This is a genomic window from Bordetella sp. FB-8 (assembly GCF_000382185.1).
GTDB lineage: Bacteria > Pseudomonadota > Gammaproteobacteria > Burkholderiales > Burkholderiaceae_B > Bordetella.
The window spans coordinates 401,267-420,197 of sequence record NZ_KB907784.1 but is presented as its reverse complement, the minus strand read 5'-3'; the positions used below and the strand labels follow the sequence as shown (position 1 = coordinate 420,197).

18 protein-coding genes are annotated in these 18,931 nt (G+C 65.7%); 6 read left to right on the top strand and 12 right to left on the bottom strand.

Annotation, left to right across the window (positions count from 1 at the left end):
• Nucleotides 1-2: 2 nt before the first annotated feature.
• The 4 genes from H143_RS0102090 to H143_RS0102075 form a co-directional block, all read right to left on the bottom strand.
• Nucleotides 3-1,550, bottom strand: a complete 1,548-nt coding sequence (locus H143_RS0102090) for a UxaA family hydrolase (protein WP_019936563.1) — start codon at nucleotides 1,548-1,550, stop codon at nucleotides 3-5.
• Between the two features lie 57 nt (nucleotides 1,551-1,607).
• Nucleotides 1,608-2,861 carry an MFS transporter gene (locus tag H143_RS0102085; protein WP_026349635.1) on the bottom strand — a complete coding sequence of 418 codons (1,254 nt, stop codon included), beginning with the start codon at nucleotides 2,859-2,861 and terminating at the stop codon, nucleotides 1,608-1,610.
• 71 nt (nucleotides 2,862-2,932) lie between these two features.
• Nucleotides 2,933-4,057 (bottom strand): D-mannonate oxidoreductase, encoded by a 1,125-nt coding sequence (locus H143_RS0102080; RefSeq protein ID WP_019936561.1) that lies wholly within the window; start codon nucleotides 4,055-4,057, stop codon nucleotides 2,933-2,935.
• A 15-nt stretch (nucleotides 4,058-4,072) separates the two neighbouring features.
• On the bottom strand, nucleotides 4,073-5,095 hold the full coding sequence (locus H143_RS0102075) for a zinc-binding alcohol dehydrogenase family protein (RefSeq protein WP_019936560.1): 1,023 nt from the start codon (nucleotides 5,093-5,095) through the stop codon (nucleotides 4,073-4,075).
• Nucleotides 5,096-5,210: 115 nt separating this feature from the next.
• Here H143_RS0102075 and H143_RS0102070 point away from each other — a divergent pair, with 115 nt between their 5' ends.
• Nucleotides 5,211-5,939: a FadR/GntR family transcriptional regulator gene (locus tag H143_RS0102070; RefSeq protein ID WP_019936559.1), complete on the top strand. Its 729-nt coding sequence runs from the start codon at nucleotides 5,211-5,213 to the stop codon at nucleotides 5,937-5,939.
• Here H143_RS0102070 and H143_RS0102065 read toward each other — a convergent pair.
• Genes H143_RS0102065 through H143_RS19770 form a run of 3 tightly spaced genes read right to left on the bottom strand, consistent with a single transcriptional unit; the run spans nucleotide 5,936 to nucleotide 8,453 of the window.
• On the bottom strand, nucleotides 5,936-6,727 hold the full coding sequence (locus H143_RS0102065) for a metal ABC transporter permease (protein ID WP_026349634.1): 792 nt from the start codon (nucleotides 6,725-6,727) through the stop codon (nucleotides 5,936-5,938). The genes H143_RS0102070 and H143_RS0102065 overlap by 4 nt on opposite strands.
• A gap of 37 nt (nucleotides 6,728-6,764) precedes the next feature.
• Nucleotides 6,765-7,586, bottom strand: coding sequence for a metal ABC transporter ATP-binding protein (locus tag H143_RS0102060; protein ID WP_019936557.1), 822 nt, complete (start codon nucleotides 7,584-7,586; stop codon nucleotides 6,765-6,767).
• Nucleotides 7,587-8,453: a metal ABC transporter solute-binding protein, Zn/Mn family gene (locus H143_RS19770; RefSeq protein WP_019936556.1), complete on the bottom strand. Its 867-nt coding sequence runs from the start codon at nucleotides 8,451-8,453 to the stop codon at nucleotides 7,587-7,589.
• Nucleotides 8,454-8,623: 170 nt separating this feature from the next.
• Here H143_RS19770 and ettA point away from each other — a divergent pair, with 170 nt between their 5' ends.
• Together ettA and H143_RS0102045 are read left to right on the top strand one after the other, a co-directional pair.
• Nucleotides 8,624-10,297 carry an energy-dependent translational throttle protein EttA gene (gene ettA / locus H143_RS0102050; protein ID WP_019936555.1) on the top strand — a complete coding sequence of 558 codons (1,674 nt, stop codon included), beginning with the start codon at nucleotides 8,624-8,626 and terminating at the stop codon, nucleotides 10,295-10,297.
• A 105-nt stretch (nucleotides 10,298-10,402) separates the two neighbouring features.
• A complete protein-coding gene (locus H143_RS0102045; RefSeq protein ID WP_019936554.1) occupies nucleotides 10,403-10,621 on the top strand; it encodes a hypothetical protein in 219 nt (72 codons plus the stop codon).
• Between the two features lie 72 nt (nucleotides 10,622-10,693).
• Here the strand turns inward: H143_RS0102045 and H143_RS0102040 are convergent, their stop codons facing one another.
• Entirely contained in the window at nucleotides 10,694-11,452 is a 759-nt protein-coding gene (locus tag H143_RS0102040) for an SDR family NAD(P)-dependent oxidoreductase (protein WP_019936553.1), read from the bottom strand.
• Between the two features lie 141 nt (nucleotides 11,453-11,593).
• Between H143_RS0102040 and H143_RS0102035 the strand changes: the two genes are divergently transcribed.
• Complete coding sequence (locus tag H143_RS0102035; RefSeq protein ID WP_019936552.1) at nucleotides 11,594-12,517, top strand: LysR family transcriptional regulator; 924 nt, start codon at nucleotides 11,594-11,596, stop codon at nucleotides 12,515-12,517.
• A gap of 9 nt (nucleotides 12,518-12,526) precedes the next feature.
• Here the strand turns inward: H143_RS0102035 and minE are convergent, their stop codons facing one another.
• The 4 genes from minE to H143_RS0102015 form a co-directional block, all read right to left on the bottom strand.
• Nucleotides 12,527-12,796 carry a cell division topological specificity factor MinE gene (minE, locus tag H143_RS0102030; protein ID WP_019936551.1) on the bottom strand — a complete coding sequence of 90 codons (270 nt, stop codon included), beginning with the start codon at nucleotides 12,794-12,796 and terminating at the stop codon, nucleotides 12,527-12,529.
• A gap of 3 nt (nucleotides 12,797-12,799) precedes the next feature.
• The gene (gene minD, locus H143_RS0102025; protein ID WP_019936550.1) at nucleotides 12,800-13,615 is read right to left on the bottom strand and encodes a septum site-determining protein MinD; all 816 of its coding nucleotides are present in this window, start codon (nucleotides 13,613-13,615) and stop codon (nucleotides 12,800-12,802) included.
• Nucleotides 13,616-13,867: 252 nt separating this feature from the next.
• On the bottom strand, nucleotides 13,868-14,620 hold the full coding sequence (gene minC, locus H143_RS0102020; RefSeq protein WP_369751053.1) for a septum site-determining protein MinC: 753 nt from the start codon (nucleotides 14,618-14,620) through the stop codon (nucleotides 13,868-13,870).
• Nucleotides 14,617-16,425: a glutamine--tRNA ligase/YqeY domain fusion protein gene (locus H143_RS0102015; protein WP_081627112.1), complete on the bottom strand. Its 1,809-nt coding sequence runs from the start codon at nucleotides 16,423-16,425 to the stop codon at nucleotides 14,617-14,619. Before H143_RS0102015 ends, minC begins: the two co-directional genes overlap by 4 nt.
• A 132-nt stretch (nucleotides 16,426-16,557) precedes the next feature.
• Between H143_RS0102015 and H143_RS0102010 the strand changes: the two genes are divergently transcribed.
• Both H143_RS0102010 and H143_RS0102005 read left to right on the top strand, forming a co-directional pair.
• The gene (locus tag H143_RS0102010) at nucleotides 16,558-17,898 is read left to right on the top strand and encodes a cytochrome ubiquinol oxidase subunit I (protein ID WP_019936547.1); all 1,341 of its coding nucleotides are present in this window, start codon (nucleotides 16,558-16,560) and stop codon (nucleotides 17,896-17,898) included.
• Nucleotides 17,895-18,923 (top strand): cytochrome d ubiquinol oxidase subunit II, encoded by a 1,029-nt coding sequence (locus H143_RS0102005; protein ID WP_019936546.1) that lies wholly within the window; start codon nucleotides 17,895-17,897, stop codon nucleotides 18,921-18,923. The genes H143_RS0102010 and H143_RS0102005 overlap by 4 nt, the downstream gene beginning before the upstream one ends.
• Nucleotides 18,924-18,931 lie beyond the last annotated feature (8 nt).

The window sequence follows — 18,931 nt, the reverse complement described above, 5'->3', positions numbered from 1 at the left end:
GTTCAGGTCACCACGCCTACTTGCCAGGGGATGAATTCGCTCTGTCCGTAACCGTGCAGCTCGCTCTTGGAGCGCTGGCCGGAGGCGCAGGCCAGCATCATCTGAAAGATGGCTTGCCCGAGTTCATCGATGCCGGCCGTGCCGTCGACAATGCCGCCGCAGTTGATGTCCATGTCCTCTTCCTGGCGCATCCACAGCGCCGTGTTGGTCGCGAGCTTGAGCGAGGGCGACGGGGCGCAGCCATAGGCGGAACCGCGCCCGGTGGTGAAGCAGATCAGGTTGGCGCCCGAGGCGACCTGGCCCGTGGCCGAAACGGGATCGTAGCCGGGCGAGTCCATGAACACGAAGCCCTTGGCGCGGATCGGCTGCGCGTATTCGTAGACCTCGACCAGGTCGGTGGTGCCGCCCTTGGCTACCGCGCCGAGCGATTTTTCCAGGATGGTCGTCAAGCCGCCGGCCTTGTTGCCCGCCGACGGGTTGTTGTTGAGTTCGCCGCCGTTGCGCGCGCAGTAGTCCTGCCACCAGGCGATGCGCTTGAGCAGTTTCTCGCCGACGGCCGGGCTCACCGCGCGGCGCGTCAGCAGGTGTTCCGCGCCGTAGACCTCGGGGGTCTCGGAGAGGATGGCGGTGCCGCCATGCCGCACGAGCCGGTCGACCGCCGCGCCCAGCGCGGGATTGGCGGAGATGCCCGAATAGCCGTCCGAGCCGCCGCACTGCAGGCCGACGCACAGGTGCGACGCGGGCACCGGTTCGCGCCGCACGCGGTTCGCTTGCTCGAGCATTTCCTTGACCATGGCGATGCCGCGCGCGATGGTCTTGCGCGTGCCGCCGGTGTCCTGGATGGTGAAGCTGCGCTGCCTGAGGCTGCTGTCGCCCAGTCCGCCGGATTCGAGCACGCCTTCGATCTGGTTGGTTTCGCAGCCCAGGCCGACAAAGAGCGCCGCCGCGAAGTTCGGATGCACCGCGTAGCCGGCCAGCGTGCGGCGCAGTATGCCGATGCCTTCGCCCTGCATGTCGATGCCGCAGCCCAGTCCGTGGGTCAGCGCGATCACGCCGTCTACGTTCGGGTAGTCCATGAGCGCCTGCGGGTTCACGTCGCGCCGGAAGTGATCGGCGATGGCGCGGGCGACCGTCGCCGAGCAGTTCACGCTCGTCAGGATGCCGATGTAGTTGCGGGTCGCGATCCGTCCGTCCGCGCGGCGTATGCCCATGAAATGGGCAGGTTCGTCCACATAGACCGTCGGGTGCGTGTCGATGCCGAAGGCGTGATCGCGCTCGAATTCGGACATGCCCAGGTTGTGCGTGTGCACATGCTGCCCGCGCGCAATGTCCTGGCTCGCCACGCCGATGATCTGGCTGTAGCGCTTGACCGGTTCGCCTGCCTTGATCGCGCGCGTCGCGATCTTGTGCCCGGGCGGAATCAGGCCCGAGACGGTCAGGTCTTCCGTATCGATGCGCGTGCCCGACATGAGTTGGCGCGTGGCGATGACGACGTCGTCGTTGGGGTGCAGGCGGATGGCCGCATGTTTGGCAGAAGCTTGAGTCGACATGAAAGTTCTCGAAAGCAGCAGAGGCGGGAGCCGGCGACGGGCTCCCGCGGTCTTGGTCTAGCGGTCGCTTGCCGCGTCGATGGACAGCGGTTCGACGCGGCCCACGAGGACGAGATAGCTGAACGCGCCGAGGAAGCAGAATCCTCCTGCCACGACGAGCGGAATGGTGAAGGACCCCTTGGTCATCGCGAGCATGATGCCCGTGAACGTGGTGATCACGATGCCGGCCAGGTTCGAGGCGAAGTTCTGGATGCCGCCGATCGAAGCGACATAGTCCGGAGTCGGCGCGACGTCGCTGGGCAACGACCAGATGCTGGCCGCCGCGAAGGCCAGGCTGCCGTAGGCGATGCCGAAGAACGCCAGCATCAGATACGTGTTGGTGGTGAAGGCCGACAGCGTGATGATCGAGGACATCAGCATGCCGCCGACCATGCAGGTCTTGCGCGCGGCGGTCAGGCTCCAACCACGGCGGTACAGCGCATCGGACACCCAGCCACCGAGCCAGCCGCTGGGTATGGCCATCAGCGCCGGGATCATGCCCAGCGTGCCGAGCGAGGTCAGCGAGAAACCGCGCGCCTGCACCAGGTAGCTCGGGAACCAGGTGATGAAGAAATAGATCACGAAGTTCAGGCAGAAGAAGCCGAGCATCATGCCCCACAGCGTGCGGTGGCGAAACAGCGAGCCCAGCGGCACCTTGACTGCCGTCCTGGGGGCGGTGGGCACGACGTCGTGCTCGCCGGTCATATCGCCGTGCGCCGGGCCGCGATAGATGGCGAACCAGCCGATGACCCACACCACGCCGAGCAGGCCGGTGATGACGAAGGCCGCCTTCCAGCCGAGCTGGCTGATGATCAGCGCCACGATCGGGATCGACAGCGCCGAGCCGACGCGCGAGCCACTGTCGAAGATGCTGGTGGCGATGGCGCGTTCCTGCGGCTTGAACCACTGGCTCACGAGTTTGGCGCACGAGGGGTAGGCGCCGGCTTCGCCGATGCCCAGCAGGAGCCGGCAGCCGAACATGCCCGCGGCGCTCGACACCGCGGCGGTGGCCGCCGTGAAGATCGACCACCAGCCCACCGCGATGGGCAGCGCGATGCGGGCGCCGACACGGTCGGCGAACCAGCCGAACGGTATCTGCATGAACGCGTAGGTCCAGAAGAACCCGCTCAGGATCAAGCCCATCTGGGCAGGGCCGATGCCCAGTTCTTTCTCGATCGACGGCGCGGCAACCGCCAGGTTCGCCCGGTCGATGTAGTTGATGGCGATGGCGAGAAAGCAAAGAAATATCACCATCCAACGCATTTTTCTCATGAAATGTCTCCTCTTTTCGGCATCTGTATTGTTGAAAGTCCCGCCTCGATGCCTGCAGGCGATTTACCGTGTCATGCGCATTGCTCCAGAGCCTGGTTCAAGCGCGGCTGCCCGATTTGCAGGCCGAGCTCGTGCGCCAGGTCGACCGCCGGCTTGAATCGGCGCAGTTTTTTTTGCCCTTGGTTGCGATGGATGTCGGCCAGGCGATGATCGAGGAAGGGGTTCTCGAAACGCTCGCGCACCTCCTGCAGGTAGATGCGGGCCTGCTCGCCTTGGCCGAGCGCATCGAATACCGGCAGCACCTCGTCCCGCCAAAGCGATTCGAGGCTGGCGCGCAGGACCGGATCGTGCATGGCATGCAGCACGTTTTCGTCGGCGTCGCGACCGTCGGCCTGCCAGCGCTCGGCCAGCCAGGTGTGGCCCAGGTTGAGTAGCAGCAGCTTCAGGCGCTCGTAGCGCGGCAGGTCGTCGGTGACCACTATTGCTTCGTGTCCGCAAGGCAGCACCATGCCGGCGCGCCGTTCTATTGCCCATAAGGCGTAGGGTTCGGCGTAGGCGCCCACAGGCCTGATCGGCTCGGAGACGATACGGTCCACCAGCGAATTGACCCAGACGCAGCCCTGCTCGATGTAGCGGATGAACGCGGGATCGCAGTGCCACGCGCGGGCGATATCGGCGACGATGCCGCGCAAGGTGTCGCCGTTGCTCGATACGAGTTCGCAGGGCAGCAGCGTCAGCGGCTCGGCCCCCGCCCGGAACCGCGCATAGAGCAGCACTGCGAGCTTGGCCGCGAATCCGCGGGGAACGCGCGCGCCGTCGCTGAGCAGGTCGGCGGTGTCTTCGGCATCGCAGGCATAGCCGCTGTCGCCCGTGTTTGAGATGACGACCCGCGCGTCGCGTGCGAAGCGCTCGATCACCCCGGGCCAGTGGGCATCGGCGTTGAGCGCCTCGTCGATGGCGCGGCACGTTACCGTGGTGTCGATCACCGTTTCGTGCCGTATGCCCTGGATGCGCACGTCGTAGCGCTTGCGCGCGCGCAAGGCATCGACGCGGGCGCGGCTTTCGGGGTTGGAGGTCGTCTGCACGACCGTCACGTGCCCCAGCGCGCGGCCGGCCTCCAGCGCCTCGGAGACGAAGAGGTCGGCGTGCGCCTGCAGGAACCGGCTCGTGCCGAATTGAAGGATCGGATTGCCCATCGTCGGGTTGCCGGCTCAGCAGGCTACCAGCGCCTTGATGACGCCGGCTTTCGGATCCAGCAGCTTGGGAAATTCGGCGGGCAGGGTGTCCAGTTCGAGCGTGTGCGTATTGAGCGCCGCGGTCGCAATCTTGCCGGCGCGCATGGCATCGAGCACTTTCTCGAAGTCGGCGACTGTGGCGTTGCGGCTGGCAAGCAGGGTGGTTTCGCGCTTGTGCAATTCCGGGTCGGCAAACGAAATGCGGTCGCTGACGATGGAAACCAGCACGTACTTGCCGCCGTGCGCGACGAATTGCAGGCCGCGCTCCATGGCTTTGATGTTGCCGGTCGCGTCGAACACCGCGTCGAAGAACTCGCCATCGGTGATCCTGGCTAGTTCGGCCGCGTCGGTCGCCGCCTCGGTGCTGTCCAGCAGTACGGTGTGATCTGCCTTCAGGGGGCCGGCGCAGACCGCGAGCCGGTCTTGCCGGCCGTCGAGCACGCTGACCTGCGCGCCGGCCAGCTTGGCGAAGATCGCCACCGCCATGCCGATGGGGCCGGCGCCCACGACCAGCACGCGCTGTCCGGGCCTGGGGTCGGCGCGCGAGACGGCGTGGGCGCCGATGGCGAGGAACTCGATCATCGCGGCCTGGTCGAGCGTGACGCCGTCGGCCTTGAAGACGAAGGCCTGCGGCACCGCCAGGTATTCGGCCATGCCGCCGTCTGTGTGCACGCCCAGCACCTTGATGTTGACACAGCAGTTGCCCTTGCCTGCGCGGCATGCGATGCAGCGCCCGCACGACAGATAAGGCATCACGTAGACTGGGTCTCCCGCCGCGACGCGCGCGCCGGCAGGGGCCGACTCGACGATGCCGGCCAGTTCGTGTCCCATGACGCGCGGATAGGCGAGATAAGGCTGGTTGCCGGTGAAAATATGCAGATCGGTGCCGCAGACGCCGACCCGCCGGATGCGGATCAGTACGTCGTCGGGGCCGGCGGTCGGTACGGGGCGTTCGGCCATGGCCAACTGGCCGGGTTGTTCGCAGATAACAGTCTTCATTGAATGATTTACCAAACTTGATTTATCAAATTTCCGGCCTTACCAATTTGAAAAATTTAAAATTAACCGGCATATTGGTCAAGCCAATTACTCTAAACCTCGGGAAATTCCGGACATGACAGCCAAACCCTCCGATCCCCGCCGCCTCTATCTTCAGATCGCCGACACATTGCGCGACCTGATCACCCAGCCGGAGTTCGTGCCGAACGGCCGCCTGCCGCCCGAGCGCGCGCTGGCCGAGACGCTGGGCGTGTCGCGGCCCTCGGTGCGCGAAGCCCTGGTGGCGCTCGAACTGGAGGGCCTGGTCGAGATTCGGATGGGTTCGGGGGTCTATGTGTGCCCGACGCCGCCCGAGCCGGGCGCGGCGGCCTTTTCCCAGGCCGAACTGGGCGAGAGCCTGCTGGACATCATGGGCGCGCGTTGCGTGATCGAGGGCGCGATCGCCGGCAGCGTCGCGCCGTTCTGCAAACCCAAGGACTTGAAGGCCCTGCGCGGCATCTACAGCGAAATGGTGCGCGAGGTCAGGGCGGGAAGAATCCCGGTCGCCCCCGATCGGGCCTTCCATCTCGCGATTGCGCAGATGTCCGGCAACGAGGTGCTGGTGCGCACGGTGGCTTCACTCTTCGATGCCCGGCACAGTCCCTTGTCGGAGAAGCTGCGCGGTCACTTCGAGGACGAAAGCACCTGGCGCACGACGCACGACGAGCATCGGGCCATACTGCAAGCGCTGGAAGACCACGACCCGATTCAGGCCCAGGCGGCCATGCAGCGCCACCTGCGCCACTCGCTGGAGCGGGTCATCGCCGGCGGGCAGCGCACCGGCCCGGGCGTCGACAGTCCCTAGGGGGCGGGCCGGCGCCGCACCGTGGCGGCCAGGTAGGCCACGCAGCTGAGCGTCGTGATCCAGAAGCTGCACGGCCAGTCGGTCCAGTAGGCCAGGGCGATGCCCAGCCAGGCCGAGGCCAGGGCCAGCGCCGCCGACAGCGCCAGGCCGCTGCCCACGCGGTGCGTCAGGCGCTGCGCGGCGGCGGGAGGACCGACCATCAACGAGAAGACCAGCAGCACGCCCACAACCTGGGTGCTCAGGACCGTGGCCAGCGCAGCGACAGCCATGAAAAGCGAGGCGTATAGGCGCAGCGATACGCCCTTGGCCTGGGCCAGTTCGGGCTGCAGGCTGGCGAACAGCAAGGGCCGGGAGATCAGCGCCAGCCCGGCCAGGCAGGCCAGTCCCAGCCACAGCAGCACGTGCACCCTGTGCGCGGAGACGGCCAGCACATTGCCGAACAGCAGGGCCGTGGTCTGCGTGGCGTTCGAGGTATAGAAATGCAGGAACAGCAGGCCCAGGCCCAGCGAGAACGACAGGGCGATGCCGATGGCCACGTCGCGCTGCGCCAGCTTCTCGCCCAGCAGACCGATGCAGACGCCGCCGGCCAGGGCTGCGGCCAGCATGCCCTGCAGTGGCGCCAGGCCGATCAGCGCGGCGCCGGCGGCGCCGGAAAAGCCCACATGCGACAGGGCGTGGCCGGCGAAGGTCTGGCCGCGCAGGACCAGGAAGTAACCGACCATGGCCGCCACGACGGCGACGATGCCGGCGGCCGCGTAGGCGTTGCGCATGAATTCGTAGGCGAACACGATGAGTCCTTGATCCAGTGTGGGGCGGTCGCGCGCCTCAGGGGTGGTGATGGTCTTCGTGGTCGTCGTGCCGGTGCGCGCCGCCGTCGGCATCCATGCCTTCGGCCGTGATGAAGATGTGGCCTGCTGCATGCACGACCTCAATGGGCGTGCCGTACAGGCGCGAGAGCACGGGGCCGGTGATCACTTCCTGCACCGTTCCCAGGGCGGCATGGCGCTGGCCCAGGTACAGGACGCGGTCCAGCGCGCCCAGCAGCGGGTTGAGCTCGTGCGTGCTGAACAACACGGTGATGCCCAGCGCGGTCTGCAGGGATTTCACTTGTCGGATCAAGTCCTGCTGGCGGCGCGGGTCCAGGCTGATGAGGGGTTCGTCCAGCAGCAGCAGGCGGGGCTGGCCCAGCAGCGCCTGCGCCAGCAGCAAGCGCTGGCGCTCGCCGCCCGAGAGCTCGGCGATGGGGCGGTCGGCCAGTTCGCGGGCGCCGGCCAGATCCAGCACCCGGTCGATCTCGCGGCGCGCCTGCCTGTCATGCCGGGCCAGGCCCGGGCGATGTCCGTCCAGTGCGCAGGCCACCATGTGCCAGCCGCTCAGACGCACGCCGGGCAGGGCGCTGCGCGTCTGCGGCAGATAGCCGATGGCCGGGTTGCCGCGCCGCGCGGCTTCGCCCAGTACACGGATGCTTCCGCTTGCCGGTTCGATCAGGCCCAGCAGCGCGCGCATGAGGGTGGTCTTGCCGGCGCCGTTGGCGCCCAGCACGCCGACGAATTCACGCGCGCCGATTTCCAGGCTCACATCGTCCAGCACGAGCCGGCCTCCCAGGACCAGGCGCAGGTGTTCCAGTTCGATGGCGTTGGTCGGCATTTATTTCGCCAGGGCCTGCTGCAGTTTGTTCAGTACGTCCAGCATCCAGGACTGGTAGGTCATGCCTTGCGGTTCGGTCTCGGTGACGGCAAGTACGGAAACGCCGGAATGCTGGGCAACGGTCTTCATGCGGTCGGCCAGGGGATCGGTGGCCTGACTGTTGTAGACCAGCAGTTTAACGGCGCGCGTCTGCAGGCTTTGTTCGAAGGCGGCCAAGTCCGAGGCGCTGGGTTCGGTGTCGTTCATCACCGCGACCTGGAACGCGGCATTGCGGTTGCGCAGGCCTACTGCGTCCATCAAATAGCCGAACACGGGCTCGGTGGCCGTGACCGGCGTGCCGGAATATTGCGTGCGCAAGGCCGCGATCTTCTCCAGCACGGGGTGCATGGAGGCTTGAAAGCCGGCCAGCCGCTTGCGGAAATCGGCCGCGTGCGCAGGGTCGGCCGCGGCCAGTCTTTCAGTCAGCACGGCTGCGTAGGTGAGCATGGTCTGCGGGTCGTACCAGATGTGCGGGTTGTCGCCGTCCCGGCGTGCGGCAAGGGGCGCGACCACGAGCAATTTCGGCGCGCCGGCACGGGATGCCTGAGCCAGCTTGGCCATCCAGTCGTCGTAGCCTATGCCGCTTTGCACGACGATCTGCGCGGTGGCGATGCTGCGCGCCGTCGAGGGCGATGCTTCGAATAGATGCGGGTCCTGGTCGGGCGATTGCAGGATGCTGGTGACGGTCACGTCGCGCCCGCCGATCTGCTGAGCGAGATCGCCGTAGAAGTTCTCGGCGGCGACGATGGCGACGGGGGCGGCCCCAGCGCAGGCGGGCAGCAAAGACAGGCCGGCGGCGAGCCAGGCGGCAAGACGTAGTCGGAACATGGCGTTGGGCGTAGGAGGCGGGGTTGGAAAAGATTATTTTGGAATATTATATCATTTCCTTGTGTGGCCTTTGAGGGCGATCCGGCGGTCAGCCGATCCTGCGTGATTCATGCCGTCCGGGCGGACAGCCTAAAATGCGGCCTTCTCCGCAATTTTCCTACCGATCCGCGATGGCCCAATACGTCTACACCATGAATCGCGTCGGCAAGATCGTGCCGCCCAAGCGCCAGATCCTGCGCGACATTTCTCTGTCCTTTTTCCCTGGCGCCAAGATCGGCGTGCTGGGCCTGAACGGCTCGGGCAAGTCCACCCTGCTCAAGATCATGGCCGGCGTGGACAAGGAAATCGAAGGCGAAGCCATTCCTCTGCCGGGCCTGAACATCGGCTACCTGCCGCAGGAGCCGCAACTCAATCCCGAGCACACCGTGCGCCAGGCGGTGGAAGAGGGGCTGGGCGCGGCGATGGCCGCCAAAAAGCGCCTGGACGAGGTCTACGCCGCTTACGCCGAACCCGATGCCGATTTCGACAAGCTGGCCGCCGAGCAGGCCGAGTTGGAAGCCGTCATCGCGGCGGCCGCCTCCAGCGGCGCCGACGACATCGAACACCAGATGGAAATTGCCGCCGACGCGCTGCGCCTGCCGCCCTGGGACGCCAATGTCGGCGTGCTGTCTGGCGGCGAAAAACGCCGCGTGGCACTGTGCCGTCTGCTGCTGTCCAAGCCCGACATGCTGCTGCTGGACGAACCCACCAACCACCTGGACGCGGAAAGCGTGGAATGGCTCGAGCAGTTTCTGCACAAGTTCCCCGGCACCGTGGTGGGCGTGACCCACGACCGCTACTTCCTGGACAATGCCGCCGAATGGATCCTGGAGCTGGACCGCGGCCACGGCATTCCCTGGAAGGGCAACTACAGTTCCTGGCTGGAGCAGAAGGACGCGCGCCTGAAGCAGGAAGAGGCCAGCGAATCGGCCCGCCAGAAGACGATCAAGAAAGAGCTGGAATGGGTGCGCCAGAACCCCAAGGGCCGCCAGGCCAAGGCCAAGGCGCGCATTGCCCGCTTCGAAGAGCTGTCGTCCTACGAATACCAAAAGCGCAACGAGACCCAGGAAATCTTCATCCCCGTGGGCGAGCGCCTGGGCAACGAGGTCATCGAGTTCGACGGCGTGAGCAAGGCCTACGGCGACCGCCTGCTGATCGACAACCTCAGCTTCAAGGTGCCGCCCGGCGCCATCGTCGGCATCATCGGCCCCAACGGCGCGGGCAAGTCCACGCTGTTTCGCATGATCGCCGGCCGCGAGCAGCCCGATTCGGGCGAGGTCAAGATCGGTCAGACGGTCAAACTGGCCTACGTCGACCAGTCGCGCGACGAACTGGAAGACAAGAAGACGGTGTTCAACGCGATCGCCGACGGCGCCGATCTGCTCACCGTGGGCAAGTTCGAGATGTCCTCGCGCGCCTACCTGGGCCGCTTCAACTTCAAAGGTAGCGACCAGAGCAAGGTGGTGGGCCAACTGTCCGGCGGCGAACGCGGCCGCCTGCACATGGCCAAGACACTGATCGCCGGCGGCAACGTGCTGCTGCTGGACGAACCCTCCAACGACCTGGACGTGGAAACCCTGCGTGCGCTGGAAGACGGCCTGCTCGAGTTTCCCGGCAGCATCATGGTCATCAGCCACGACCGCTGGTTCCTGGACCGCATCGCCACGCACATTCTGGCCTTCGAGGGGGATTCGCAGGTCGTGTTTTTCGACGGCAACTATCAGGAATACGAGGCCGACAAGAAGAAGCGCCTGGGCGAAGAGGGTGCCAAACCCCGGCGGTTGCGCTACAAGGCCTTGAAATAATTGTTAAAAATACAGAGTTGGATACAAATTGCCGGTCCGACATTTGGCTTGCGAACGAACTTAATGTAATACTTTAAGTATCAAAGTGAAGCGGGAGCACCCACCATGTCCGTCCGTACTTTTTCCCGGCTGAGTCTCGTCGTTCTGCTGGCGGCATCCCTGTCGGGCTGCGCCACCTGGGACAGCATGAGTCCCAATGCCCGGGCCACGATAGGTGGCGCCGCCATCGGCGCCGTTGCCGGCGCCGTCATCTTCGGCGGCGCGGTCGCCACCGTGGGGAGTGCGGCGGCCGGCGGTCTCATCGGCGATCTGCTCACCCACTAATCTGTCGCACCCAAGCCACGACGCCCGAGGCTCAGGTCTCGGGCGTTTTTACTTTCAGGGGGCGCAGGCGGATCAGTAGTGGATGCCGCCCGATACCTCGATCCGCTGCGCGTTGATCCAGCGGTTTTCGTCGGCCAGCAGCATCGAGATGGCGCCGCCGATGTCGTCCGGCAGGCCGACGCGGCCCAGGGGTGTCTGCCGCGCGATGGCTGCATTCATCTGGGTGTTGTCGCGCACCGCGCCGCCGCCGAAGTCGGTCTCGATAGCCCCCGGGGCCACGGTATTGACCGCGATGCCGCGCGGCCCCAGTTCCTGGGCCAAATAGCGCGTCAGCACTTCCACGCCGCCCTTCATGCACGCATAGGCGGCAAAGCTTGGCAGCGAGAAGCGGGTCAGGCCGCTGGACAGATTGACGATACGCCCGCCGTCGGCAATGAGCGGCAGCAGTGCCTGGACGAGGAAGAACGGACCCTTCAGGTGCTGGCGCAGCATGGCATCGAACTGCGCTTCGGTGGTCTCGGCCACGCTGGCGTTGACGCCGGTGCCGGCGTTGTTGACCAGGTAGTCGAAATTTTCGCGCTGCCAGTGGCGGGCCAGCGTTTCCTTGACCTGGCGGGCGAAGGCGGGCAATGAGCCGACCTCTTCCACATTGAGCTGCAAGGCCACGGCACGGGCACCCAGGGCGGCGGCTTCGGCCACGACCTTGTCGGCCTCGGTCTGGTTGCTGTTGTAGGTGAAGAGGGCGTCGATGCCGCGGCGGGCGGCATGCAGCAGAGTGCTTTTGCCCAGACCGCGGCTGGCGCCGGTGATGAGCAGGATCTTGCGGGACATGGATGACTCCTGGTGGGATGCGCCCTGGAAGCGGGGGCGGTGGAGTGCATCTTAATTGGATGATTTGAATGGATAAATAAGGTAAAAATGTTTTTTCTGTTCAAGAAAAAATAACAATAAACCTATCGCGCCACCTCGACCATGAATCACTACGATGCGATGCGGCTTTTTGTCCAGGCCGCGGAAACTGCCAGTTTCACGCAGGCGGCCGACATCCTGGGCGTGCCCAAGGCCTCGGTGTCCAACGCCGTCAAGCAGATGGAAGCCCGGCTGGGCGCGCGCCTGTTCACGCGCACCACGCGCCGTGTGGCGCTGACACAGGAAGGCCGCATGTGCCTGGATCGCTGCAAGGACATCCTGGCCGACATCGGCGAACTGGACTCGCTGTTTTCCACGGACAAGACCGTCAGCGGCCGGCTGCGGGTGGACATGCCGCATTCGCTGGCCTGTGCGCTGGTGATTCCTCATTTGCCGTTTTTTTTCGAGCAGCATCCCGGCCTGGAGTTGGATCTGTCGACCACCGATCGATCCGTGGACCTGCTGCGCGAGGGTTTCGACTGCGTGCTGCGGGTCGGTGCGGTACGTGAGTCGACGCTGATCGCCCGGCCCTTGGGCGCGCTGCCGCAGGTCAACTGCGCCAGCGCGCGCTATCTCGAAAAATTCGGCGAGCCGCGCACGCTGGACGATCTGCGCCAGCATCGGCTGGTCATGTACGCGGCGGCGCCGAGCGCGCGCGACCCGGGCTGGCAGTATTTCGACGGCGAGCGCTATGCGCACGTGCCCATGGGCGGTGTGCTGACGGTCAACGGGGTGGATGCCTATCAGGCAGCCTGTCTGGCCGGACTGGGCATGATCCAGGCGCCGGCCTATGGCCTGCGGGATCATCTGGCTTCGAGGGCACTGCGGGAAGTGATGCCGCACTGGCGGGCCGCGCCGCTGCCGGTGACACTGCTTTACGCGGACCGGCGGCACGCGCCCTTGCGGCTGCGCGTGTTCATGCAGTGGCTGTCGCAGCTGATCGGCCAAGCCTATCCGCCCGCCGCGCGGGGGGCGCGGCAGCTCTGACGGCAGGGTTCAGACTCCGGCCTGCGGCATCTCGATCTTGACTTCCAGCACTTCGAGGTTGTCCTCCCGCTCGACGTTGACCTTGATGTCTTCGGGATTGATCTTGACGTACTTGGAGATCACCGCGATGAGCTCCTGCTGCAGCTGAGGCAGGTAGTCGGGCGCGGCGCTCTGGCCCGCCGAGCGCTCGTGCGCCAGGATGATCTGCAGGCGTTCCTTGGCGACCGACGCGGTGTTCTTCTTCTGGCCGAACAGGCTGGACAGAGACAGAAAGGCCATGGGTCATTTCCCCCCGAAAAAGCGCTTGAGCAGTCCCGGCTTGTTGTAGTCGGTAAAGCGCAGGGAACGTTCCTCGCCCAGATAGCGCGCGACCACATCCTGGTAGGCCTCGGCCACGTCGGTGCCTTTCAGGTGAATGGCGGGCAAGCCCTGATTGGACGCCTGCAGCACTGACTCGGACTCGGGGATCACGCCGATGAGCTTGATGCGCAGGATGTCCTCGATGTCGGTGAGCGAGAGCATTTCGCCTTCGCTGACGCGTTTGGGGTTGTAGCGGGTGAGAAGCAGGTATTCTTTGACCGGCTCGACGCCGTCGACGGCGCGCTTGGACTTGGCGGCCAGGATGCCCAGGATGCGGTCCGAGTCGCGCACCGAGGAAACCTCGGGGTTGGTCACCACCAGCGCGTCGTCGGCGAAGTAGGCGGCCATGAGCGCGCCCGTCTCGATGCCGGCGGGCGAGTCGCAGACGATGTAGTCAAAGCCCATTTCCTTGAGGTCGTCCATGACCTTGCCCACGCCCTCCTGGGTGAGCGCATCCTTGTCGCGGGTTTGCGAGGCGGGCAGCACGAAGAGGTTTTCGAGCTGCTTGTCCTTGATGAGGGCCTGATTGAGCGAGGCCTCGCCCTGGATGACGTTGACGAAGTCGTACACCACGCGGCGTTCGCAGCCCATGATGAGGTCCAGGTTGCGCAGGCCCACGTCGAAATCGATCACGGCGGTCTTGTGGCCGCGCATGGCCAAGCCGGAAGAGAAGCTGGCGCTGGTCGTGGTCTTGCCCACGCCGCCCTTGCCGGAAGTCACCACCACGATGCGTGTCATGACCGTTGGGTCCCTTTAATTATGAAATTCACTGATGAAAAAACCGAGTTATGGTAAAGCAAAAAGCACCGCAGGCTTTTTTCCAAATGTGTGGCGGGCATACCTTCTGTTCACGGGTGCATCCCGCTTTGCCGCCGGGCCGTCCAAACCCGAAGCGCCCCTTAGGGGGGCTGTGCCTGGCCAAGTCCGGGCGGCGCGCGGTTCGCGAGGCGGGCGGCAGGCCTGAAAGACGCAGTATGGGGGTATTTTCTTCTATTCGCCCAGCGCTTCGATTTTCAGGGTTTCGCCTTGCAGCCAGACCAGCGCCGGCTTGCCGTGCACCTGGGCGTCGAGCTTTTCCTCGATCACCCGGTAGACGCCGGCCACCGCCAACAGTTCGGGATCGAGCTGCGTGGTGAAGATGCGGGCCGAGGTGTCGCCGCGCGCGCCGGCCATGGCCTTGCCGCGCAGCGGTCCGTACACATGCACATTGCCGTCGGCGATGACCTCGGCGCCCTGGCTCACCATGCCTATCACCACCAGGTCGGTGTTGCGTGCGTAGATGCGCTGGCCCGAGCGCAGGGGGCGGTTGACGATCATGGCCGCGGTGGCGGGCGCGGGCGCCTCGGCGGAGAGTTCCTGCGCGGCGGCGGGCGGCTGTTGCGCTTGGGCAGGCTCGGCCGGGGCCGGTTGCGCGATCGCCGCACGTGGCGCCGTGGTGGACAGGTCTACCGGCACCAGGCCCGCCGCGCGAGCGGCCTGCAGATTGCCTGATTCGGCCACGACACCGATGACGGGCAGCTTGTGGTCCTGCAAGGCGGCCAGCAGGCGTGGCCAGTCCACCATGCCGTCCTCGATGCGGCTGGCGTCGACGACGACGGGTTCGTTCTCGAAGAATCCGCCGGCATCCTTCATGCGTTGCGTCAGCGCCGCCTCGATGCGCGCGGGGTCGGCGCTGTGCAGCATCAGGCGCACGGTGTAGAGCGTGGCGCTTTTGAAATCCAAGGCAAATTCGTCGCCCATCAAACCCCCCACGAATCGCGCAGCGTGACGATGCGGTTGAGCACGGGCGCTTCTGGTGTGGAGGTAATGCGGTCGGCCGTGAAGTAGCCCAGGCGCTCGAACTGCCAGGTGGCACCGGGGGCGGCCACCGTGCCGGGCTCCAGCCAGGCGCGCACAGTCTGGCGCGAGTTGGGGTTCAGGCAGGCGAGAAAATCCTTGTCGCCGGCATCGGGCATCGGATCGGCGAAGAGGCGATCGTACAGATGCACGATGGCCGGCACGGCATGCGCCGCGCTGACCCAGGTGATGTTGCCCTTGACCTTGACGCTATCGGCGCCGGGGGTGCCGCTGCGGGTCTCGGGCAAGTATTCGGCCTGCACCGCGACGACATTGCCCGCGGCATCTTTGGTGCAGCCGGTGCATTTGATCACATAGCCGTACTTCAGGCGCACCAGGTTGCCGGGAAAGAGCCGGAAGTACTTCTTGGGCGCTTCCTCGCGGAAATCGTCGCGTTCGATCCAGAGTTCGCGCGTCAGGGGGAATTCGCGGTTGCCGGCCTCGGGCGCATGCGGGTTGCATGGGGCCTGGCACATCTCCGACTGGCCTTCTGGGTAGTTGGTGATGACCAGCTTGATCGGATCCAGCACGGCGACCGAGCGCGCCGCGACAGGGTCGAGGTCGTCGCGCACGGCCTGCTCCAGCAGGCTGTATTCGATGCGCGAATCGGACTTGGACACGGCCGTGCGGTCGCAGAACAGGCGTATGGCCGAGGGCGTGTAGCCGCGCCGGCGCAGGCCGAAAAGGGTGGGCATGCGAGGGTCGTCCCAGCCGTCGACATGGCCTTCCCTGACCAGTTGCAGCAGCTTGCGTTTGCTGGTGACCACGTAGGTCACGTTCAGCCGGGCGAATTCGTACTGGCGCGGCAGCGGCCGGTTCAGCTTGCCCAGTTCGGCCAGGCGGGCCAGCAGCCAATCGTAGAAAGGGCGCTGGTCTTCGAATTCCAGCGTGCAGATGCTGTGCGTGATGCCTTCGAGCGCGTCCTCGATGGGATGCGCGTAGGTGTACATGGGATAGATGCACCACGCGTCGCCGGTGCGATGATGATGGGCGTGGCGCACGCGGTAGATGACCGGGTCGCGCAGGTTGATGTTGGGCGAGGCCATGTCGATCTTGGCGCGCAGCACCAGGCTGCCGTCCGGGTGCTGGCCGTCGCGCATCTCGCGCAGCAGGGCCAACGACTCGGCGGCGGGGCGCTCGCGCCAGGGCGAGTTCACGCCCGGCTCGGTCAGGGTGCCGCGGTTGGCGCGGATCTGGTCGGGGGTCTGCGCGTCCACATAGGCATGCCCGGCCTGGATCAGCGCTTCAGCGAATTCGTACATCCAGTCGAAGTAGTCGCTGGCGTAGTACCGGTTGTCGTTGCCATCGGCCTTCCAGTCAAAGCCCAGCCAATGCACGGCCTCGGCGATGGCGTCGACGTACTCCTGGTCTTCCTTCTCGGGGTTGGTGTCGTCAAAGCGCAGGTGGCAGACGCCGCCGAACTCGCCGGCCAGTCCGAAATTCACGCAGATGCTCTTGGCGTGGCCCAGGTGCAGATAGCCGTTGGGCTCGGGCGGGAAGCGGGTGCGGATCCTGGCCGGGTCGGGCTGGCCCTGGTTTTGCGAGGTGGCCGGGCCGGGGTGGCCGGACCAGCGCTTGCCCTGATAGCGGCCGGCCGCCAGGTCGGCCTCGATGATGGGGCGCAGGAAGTTGCTGGCCGCGTAGTTGACAGCTACGTTGCCGGATACGTCGGGCGTCGGTTTTGCGTCGCTGAGTTTGCCAGGAGTGGTCATGCTTTCGGTGAAAAACGGCAACAAAGAGTCAATTTTGCCACGTCCGCGCGCCGAGAGCGGCCCGAGACCGTTGCGGGCCGCGCGCGGCCCGGTCATCCGCGTTGCATAACAGGCTCTACACTAGCGCCCATCATGGATATGACCCCGCTCCTGCTGGCCGAGATCCAATTTCTGGCCAGCTTCAGTTTTCTGGCGCTGTTCATGGCTCTGGCCTTGGCGCTTTCATGGATGCTGCTGTTTTTCAAGCTGCGTGCCCGGCTGACCGGCGACGCTGGCTGGACGGCGGCCTACCGGTTCTGGGTGCGCATCTTCGCCCTGTGCTTTGTCCTGGCCCTGGCCGGCTGCCTGCCGGTACTGGCCCAGCTCGGCAGCCTCTGGGGCGGCCTCATGGACAAGATCGGCAATGTGGCCGGACCGCTGCTGGGCTATGCCGTGCTGTCGGTGTTCGTGCTGAAGTCTTGCTTCCTGGGCGTGATGTTGTTCGGCCAGCGGCGGGTATCCGACACCGTCCATACCTTATCCGTCTTCATGGTGGCCCTGGGCCTGTTCCTGGCCGTGGCCTGGCTGGCGGCGGTGCATTCCTGGATGCAGACTCCCGACGGCGTCGCCATGGTGGACGGGCGCTACCAGGTCTATGACTGGCTGCAGGTGATCTTCAATCCTTCTTTCGGCTGGACCCTGCTGCTGATCGTGCTGGGCGCGGCGCTGGCCGCGGCCTTCATGATCATGGGCGTTGCCGCGCTGCAGGCCCTGCGCCGCCCGCCCGGCGACGGCGAGCGCTGCGCTTTCAAGACAGCCTTGATCGTTGCGGTGCTGGCCTCCCTGCTGCAGGCCCTGGCGGCCTCGGGCATGGGCGATGTCATCAGCCGCTATCAGCCGGTCAAGGCCGCTGCTTTGGCGGGTTATTGGCACAGCGGCGACGAACCCGAACTGATCCTGTTGGGCTGGCCCGACGCGCGCACCCAGACCAACCGCGTTCTGCTGGCCATCCACGGCGCAGGCGGGCGCTGGCTGGGACGCGACAGCAAGGGCTATCTCGGGCTGGACAAGTTCACCGGCCCGCGTCCGCCGGTTGCCCTGTCGTTCTGGCTGCTGCGCGCCTCGGTGCTGCTGGCCACGTTGATGGGCCTGGCGTCGGTGCTGACCTTGATTCGCACCCTGAGGCGGCACATGGACTTGTCGGTGCTGGGAGCGCGCTGGCGCAAGATGCTGGTGGGCATGAGTTTCTCAGGCGCTGCGCTGGTGGTTCTGGGTTGGTGCGTGTCGCTGGTGGGACTGCTGCCCTTCGCGGTCAACCGCAGCATCAACCTGAGCGACGTGTTCAGTCCGACGGCTTCGGGTATCTTGCTGCTCGGTATCGCGGGCTATGGTGCGTTGTACGGGGTGCTGATCTCGGCCTTCGTGGGCATGCTGTTGCACGCGGTGCGCTACGGCGTGGTGCCGGTGCGCAAGACGACGGGAGCCCCCGCATGATCGCCGAACTGGCCGCTTCGCAGGGACTCGCGATCAGTGATCCGGCCTTCTGGATGCCCCTGGTCTTCATGGTCATTTTGCTGCTGCTGATCGCGGCAGCCCTGGTGTTCGATGGCTTTGACATCGGCGTGGGGCTGCTGCTGCAGCTGGCGCCGGCGGAATTGCGGCCGCAGATGCTGTCCATGCTCAGTGCCTGGCGCGATGCCAATGAATTCTGGCCGTTGCTGGGCGTGGGCCTGTTCTGCGCGGCTTTCCCTTTTGCCTGGGGACCCGTGCTGGGCAATCTTTATGGTCCCCTGGCCTGCATGACCCTGGGCATGATGCTGCGCAGCGTGGCTTTCGAGTTCCGCCTGCGTGCCAGCACCGAGCGCAAGCCGCGCTGGATACTGGGCTTTTGGTTGGGGTCGCTGCTGGCGGCGCTGGGGCAGGGGGCGGCCTTGGGTCGAATCGTCACCAGCTACCAGGCGGACGCGGGCTACCTGGGTTTTTCGTTATTCGTGGGTGTGTGCGCCGTGGCGGCTTATGCGCTGCTGGGCGCCTGCTGGCTGGTGATGCGGGTCGAGGGCGAGCTGCAGCGCCGCGCGATCGTCTGGGCGCGCCATACCGTGCGCTGGACGGCGGTGGGCATGGTGGCAATCGCCGTGACGCTGGGCCTGGTCAACTCGGGCGTGTTCGCCAAATGGAGCGACGTGCAGCACTTGGGTTTCGCAGCCACGATGTGGGCCGTGATGCTGATGTGTTTCGTCGGCATGGAAATCGCACTGGCCCGACTGGCATCCAAGCCCGACCAGCAGCGCAGCTGGCTGCCTTTCACCCTGTGCGTGGCGCTCTATCTGTTGATGCTGGCCGGATTGGCCTACAGCTTCTTTCCCTACCTGGTGCTGGACGACATGACTCTTTGGGACAGCGCGGGCTCGGTGGCCTCGATGCGCATGACCCTGGCCGGCGCGATCGTCGGCGTGCCGGTGGTGCTGGTGTTCAATGTGTTGACCTACCGCACGGTGTTCGGCAAGGCGCGAGGCTGACGCCCTGC

What these genes read in the sequence shown, in the direction of transcription:
- ettA (WP_019936555.1), top strand. Translation starts at nt 8,624, where the DNA reads ATGGCCCAATACGTCTACACCATGAATCGCGTCGGCAAGATCGTGCCG.
- H143_RS0102045 (WP_019936554.1), top strand. Translation starts at nt 10,403, where the DNA reads ATGTCCGTCCGTACTTTTTCCCGGCTGAGTCTCGTCGTTCTGCTGGCG.
- H143_RS0102005 (WP_019936546.1), top strand. Translation starts at nt 17,895, where the DNA reads ATGATCGCCGAACTGGCCGCTTCGCAGGGACTCGCGATCAGTGATCCG.
- H143_RS0102085 (WP_026349635.1), bottom strand. Translation starts at nt 2,861, where the DNA reads ATGAGAAAAATGCGTTGGATGGTGATATTTCTTTGCTTTCTCGCCATC.
- H143_RS0102035 (WP_019936552.1), top strand. Translation starts at nt 11,594, where the DNA reads ATGAATCACTACGATGCGATGCGGCTTTTTGTCCAGGCCGCGGAAACT.
- H143_RS19770 (WP_019936556.1), bottom strand. Translation starts at nt 8,453, where the DNA reads ATGTTCCGACTACGTCTTGCCGCCTGGCTCGCCGCCGGCCTGTCTTTG.
- H143_RS0102040 (WP_019936553.1), bottom strand. Translation starts at nt 11,452, where the DNA reads ATGTCCCGCAAGATCCTGCTCATCACCGGCGCCAGCCGCGGTCTGGGC.
- H143_RS0102080 (WP_019936561.1), bottom strand. Translation starts at nt 4,057, where the DNA reads ATGGGCAATCCGATCCTTCAATTCGGCACGAGCCGGTTCCTGCAGGCG.
- H143_RS0102060 (WP_019936557.1), bottom strand. Translation starts at nt 7,586, where the DNA reads ATGCCGACCAACGCCATCGAACTGGAACACCTGCGCCTGGTCCTGGGA.
- H143_RS0102015 (WP_081627112.1), bottom strand. Translation starts at nt 16,425, where the DNA reads ATGACCACTCCTGGCAAACTCAGCGACGCAAAACCGACGCCCGACGTA.
- H143_RS0102070 (WP_019936559.1), top strand. Translation starts at nt 5,211, where the DNA reads ATGACAGCCAAACCCTCCGATCCCCGCCGCCTCTATCTTCAGATCGCC.
- H143_RS0102090 (WP_019936563.1), bottom strand. Translation starts at nt 1,550, where the DNA reads ATGTCGACTCAAGCTTCTGCCAAACATGCGGCCATCCGCCTGCACCCC.
- H143_RS0102075 (WP_019936560.1), bottom strand. Translation starts at nt 5,095, where the DNA reads ATGAAGACTGTTATCTGCGAACAACCCGGCCAGTTGGCCATGGCCGAA.
- H143_RS0102010 (WP_019936547.1), top strand. Translation starts at nt 16,558, where the DNA reads ATGGATATGACCCCGCTCCTGCTGGCCGAGATCCAATTTCTGGCCAGC.
- minE (WP_019936551.1), bottom strand. Translation starts at nt 12,796, where the DNA reads ATGGCCTTTCTGTCTCTGTCCAGCCTGTTCGGCCAGAAGAAGAACACC.
- minD (WP_019936550.1), bottom strand. Translation starts at nt 13,615, where the DNA reads ATGACACGCATCGTGGTGGTGACTTCCGGCAAGGGCGGCGTGGGCAAG.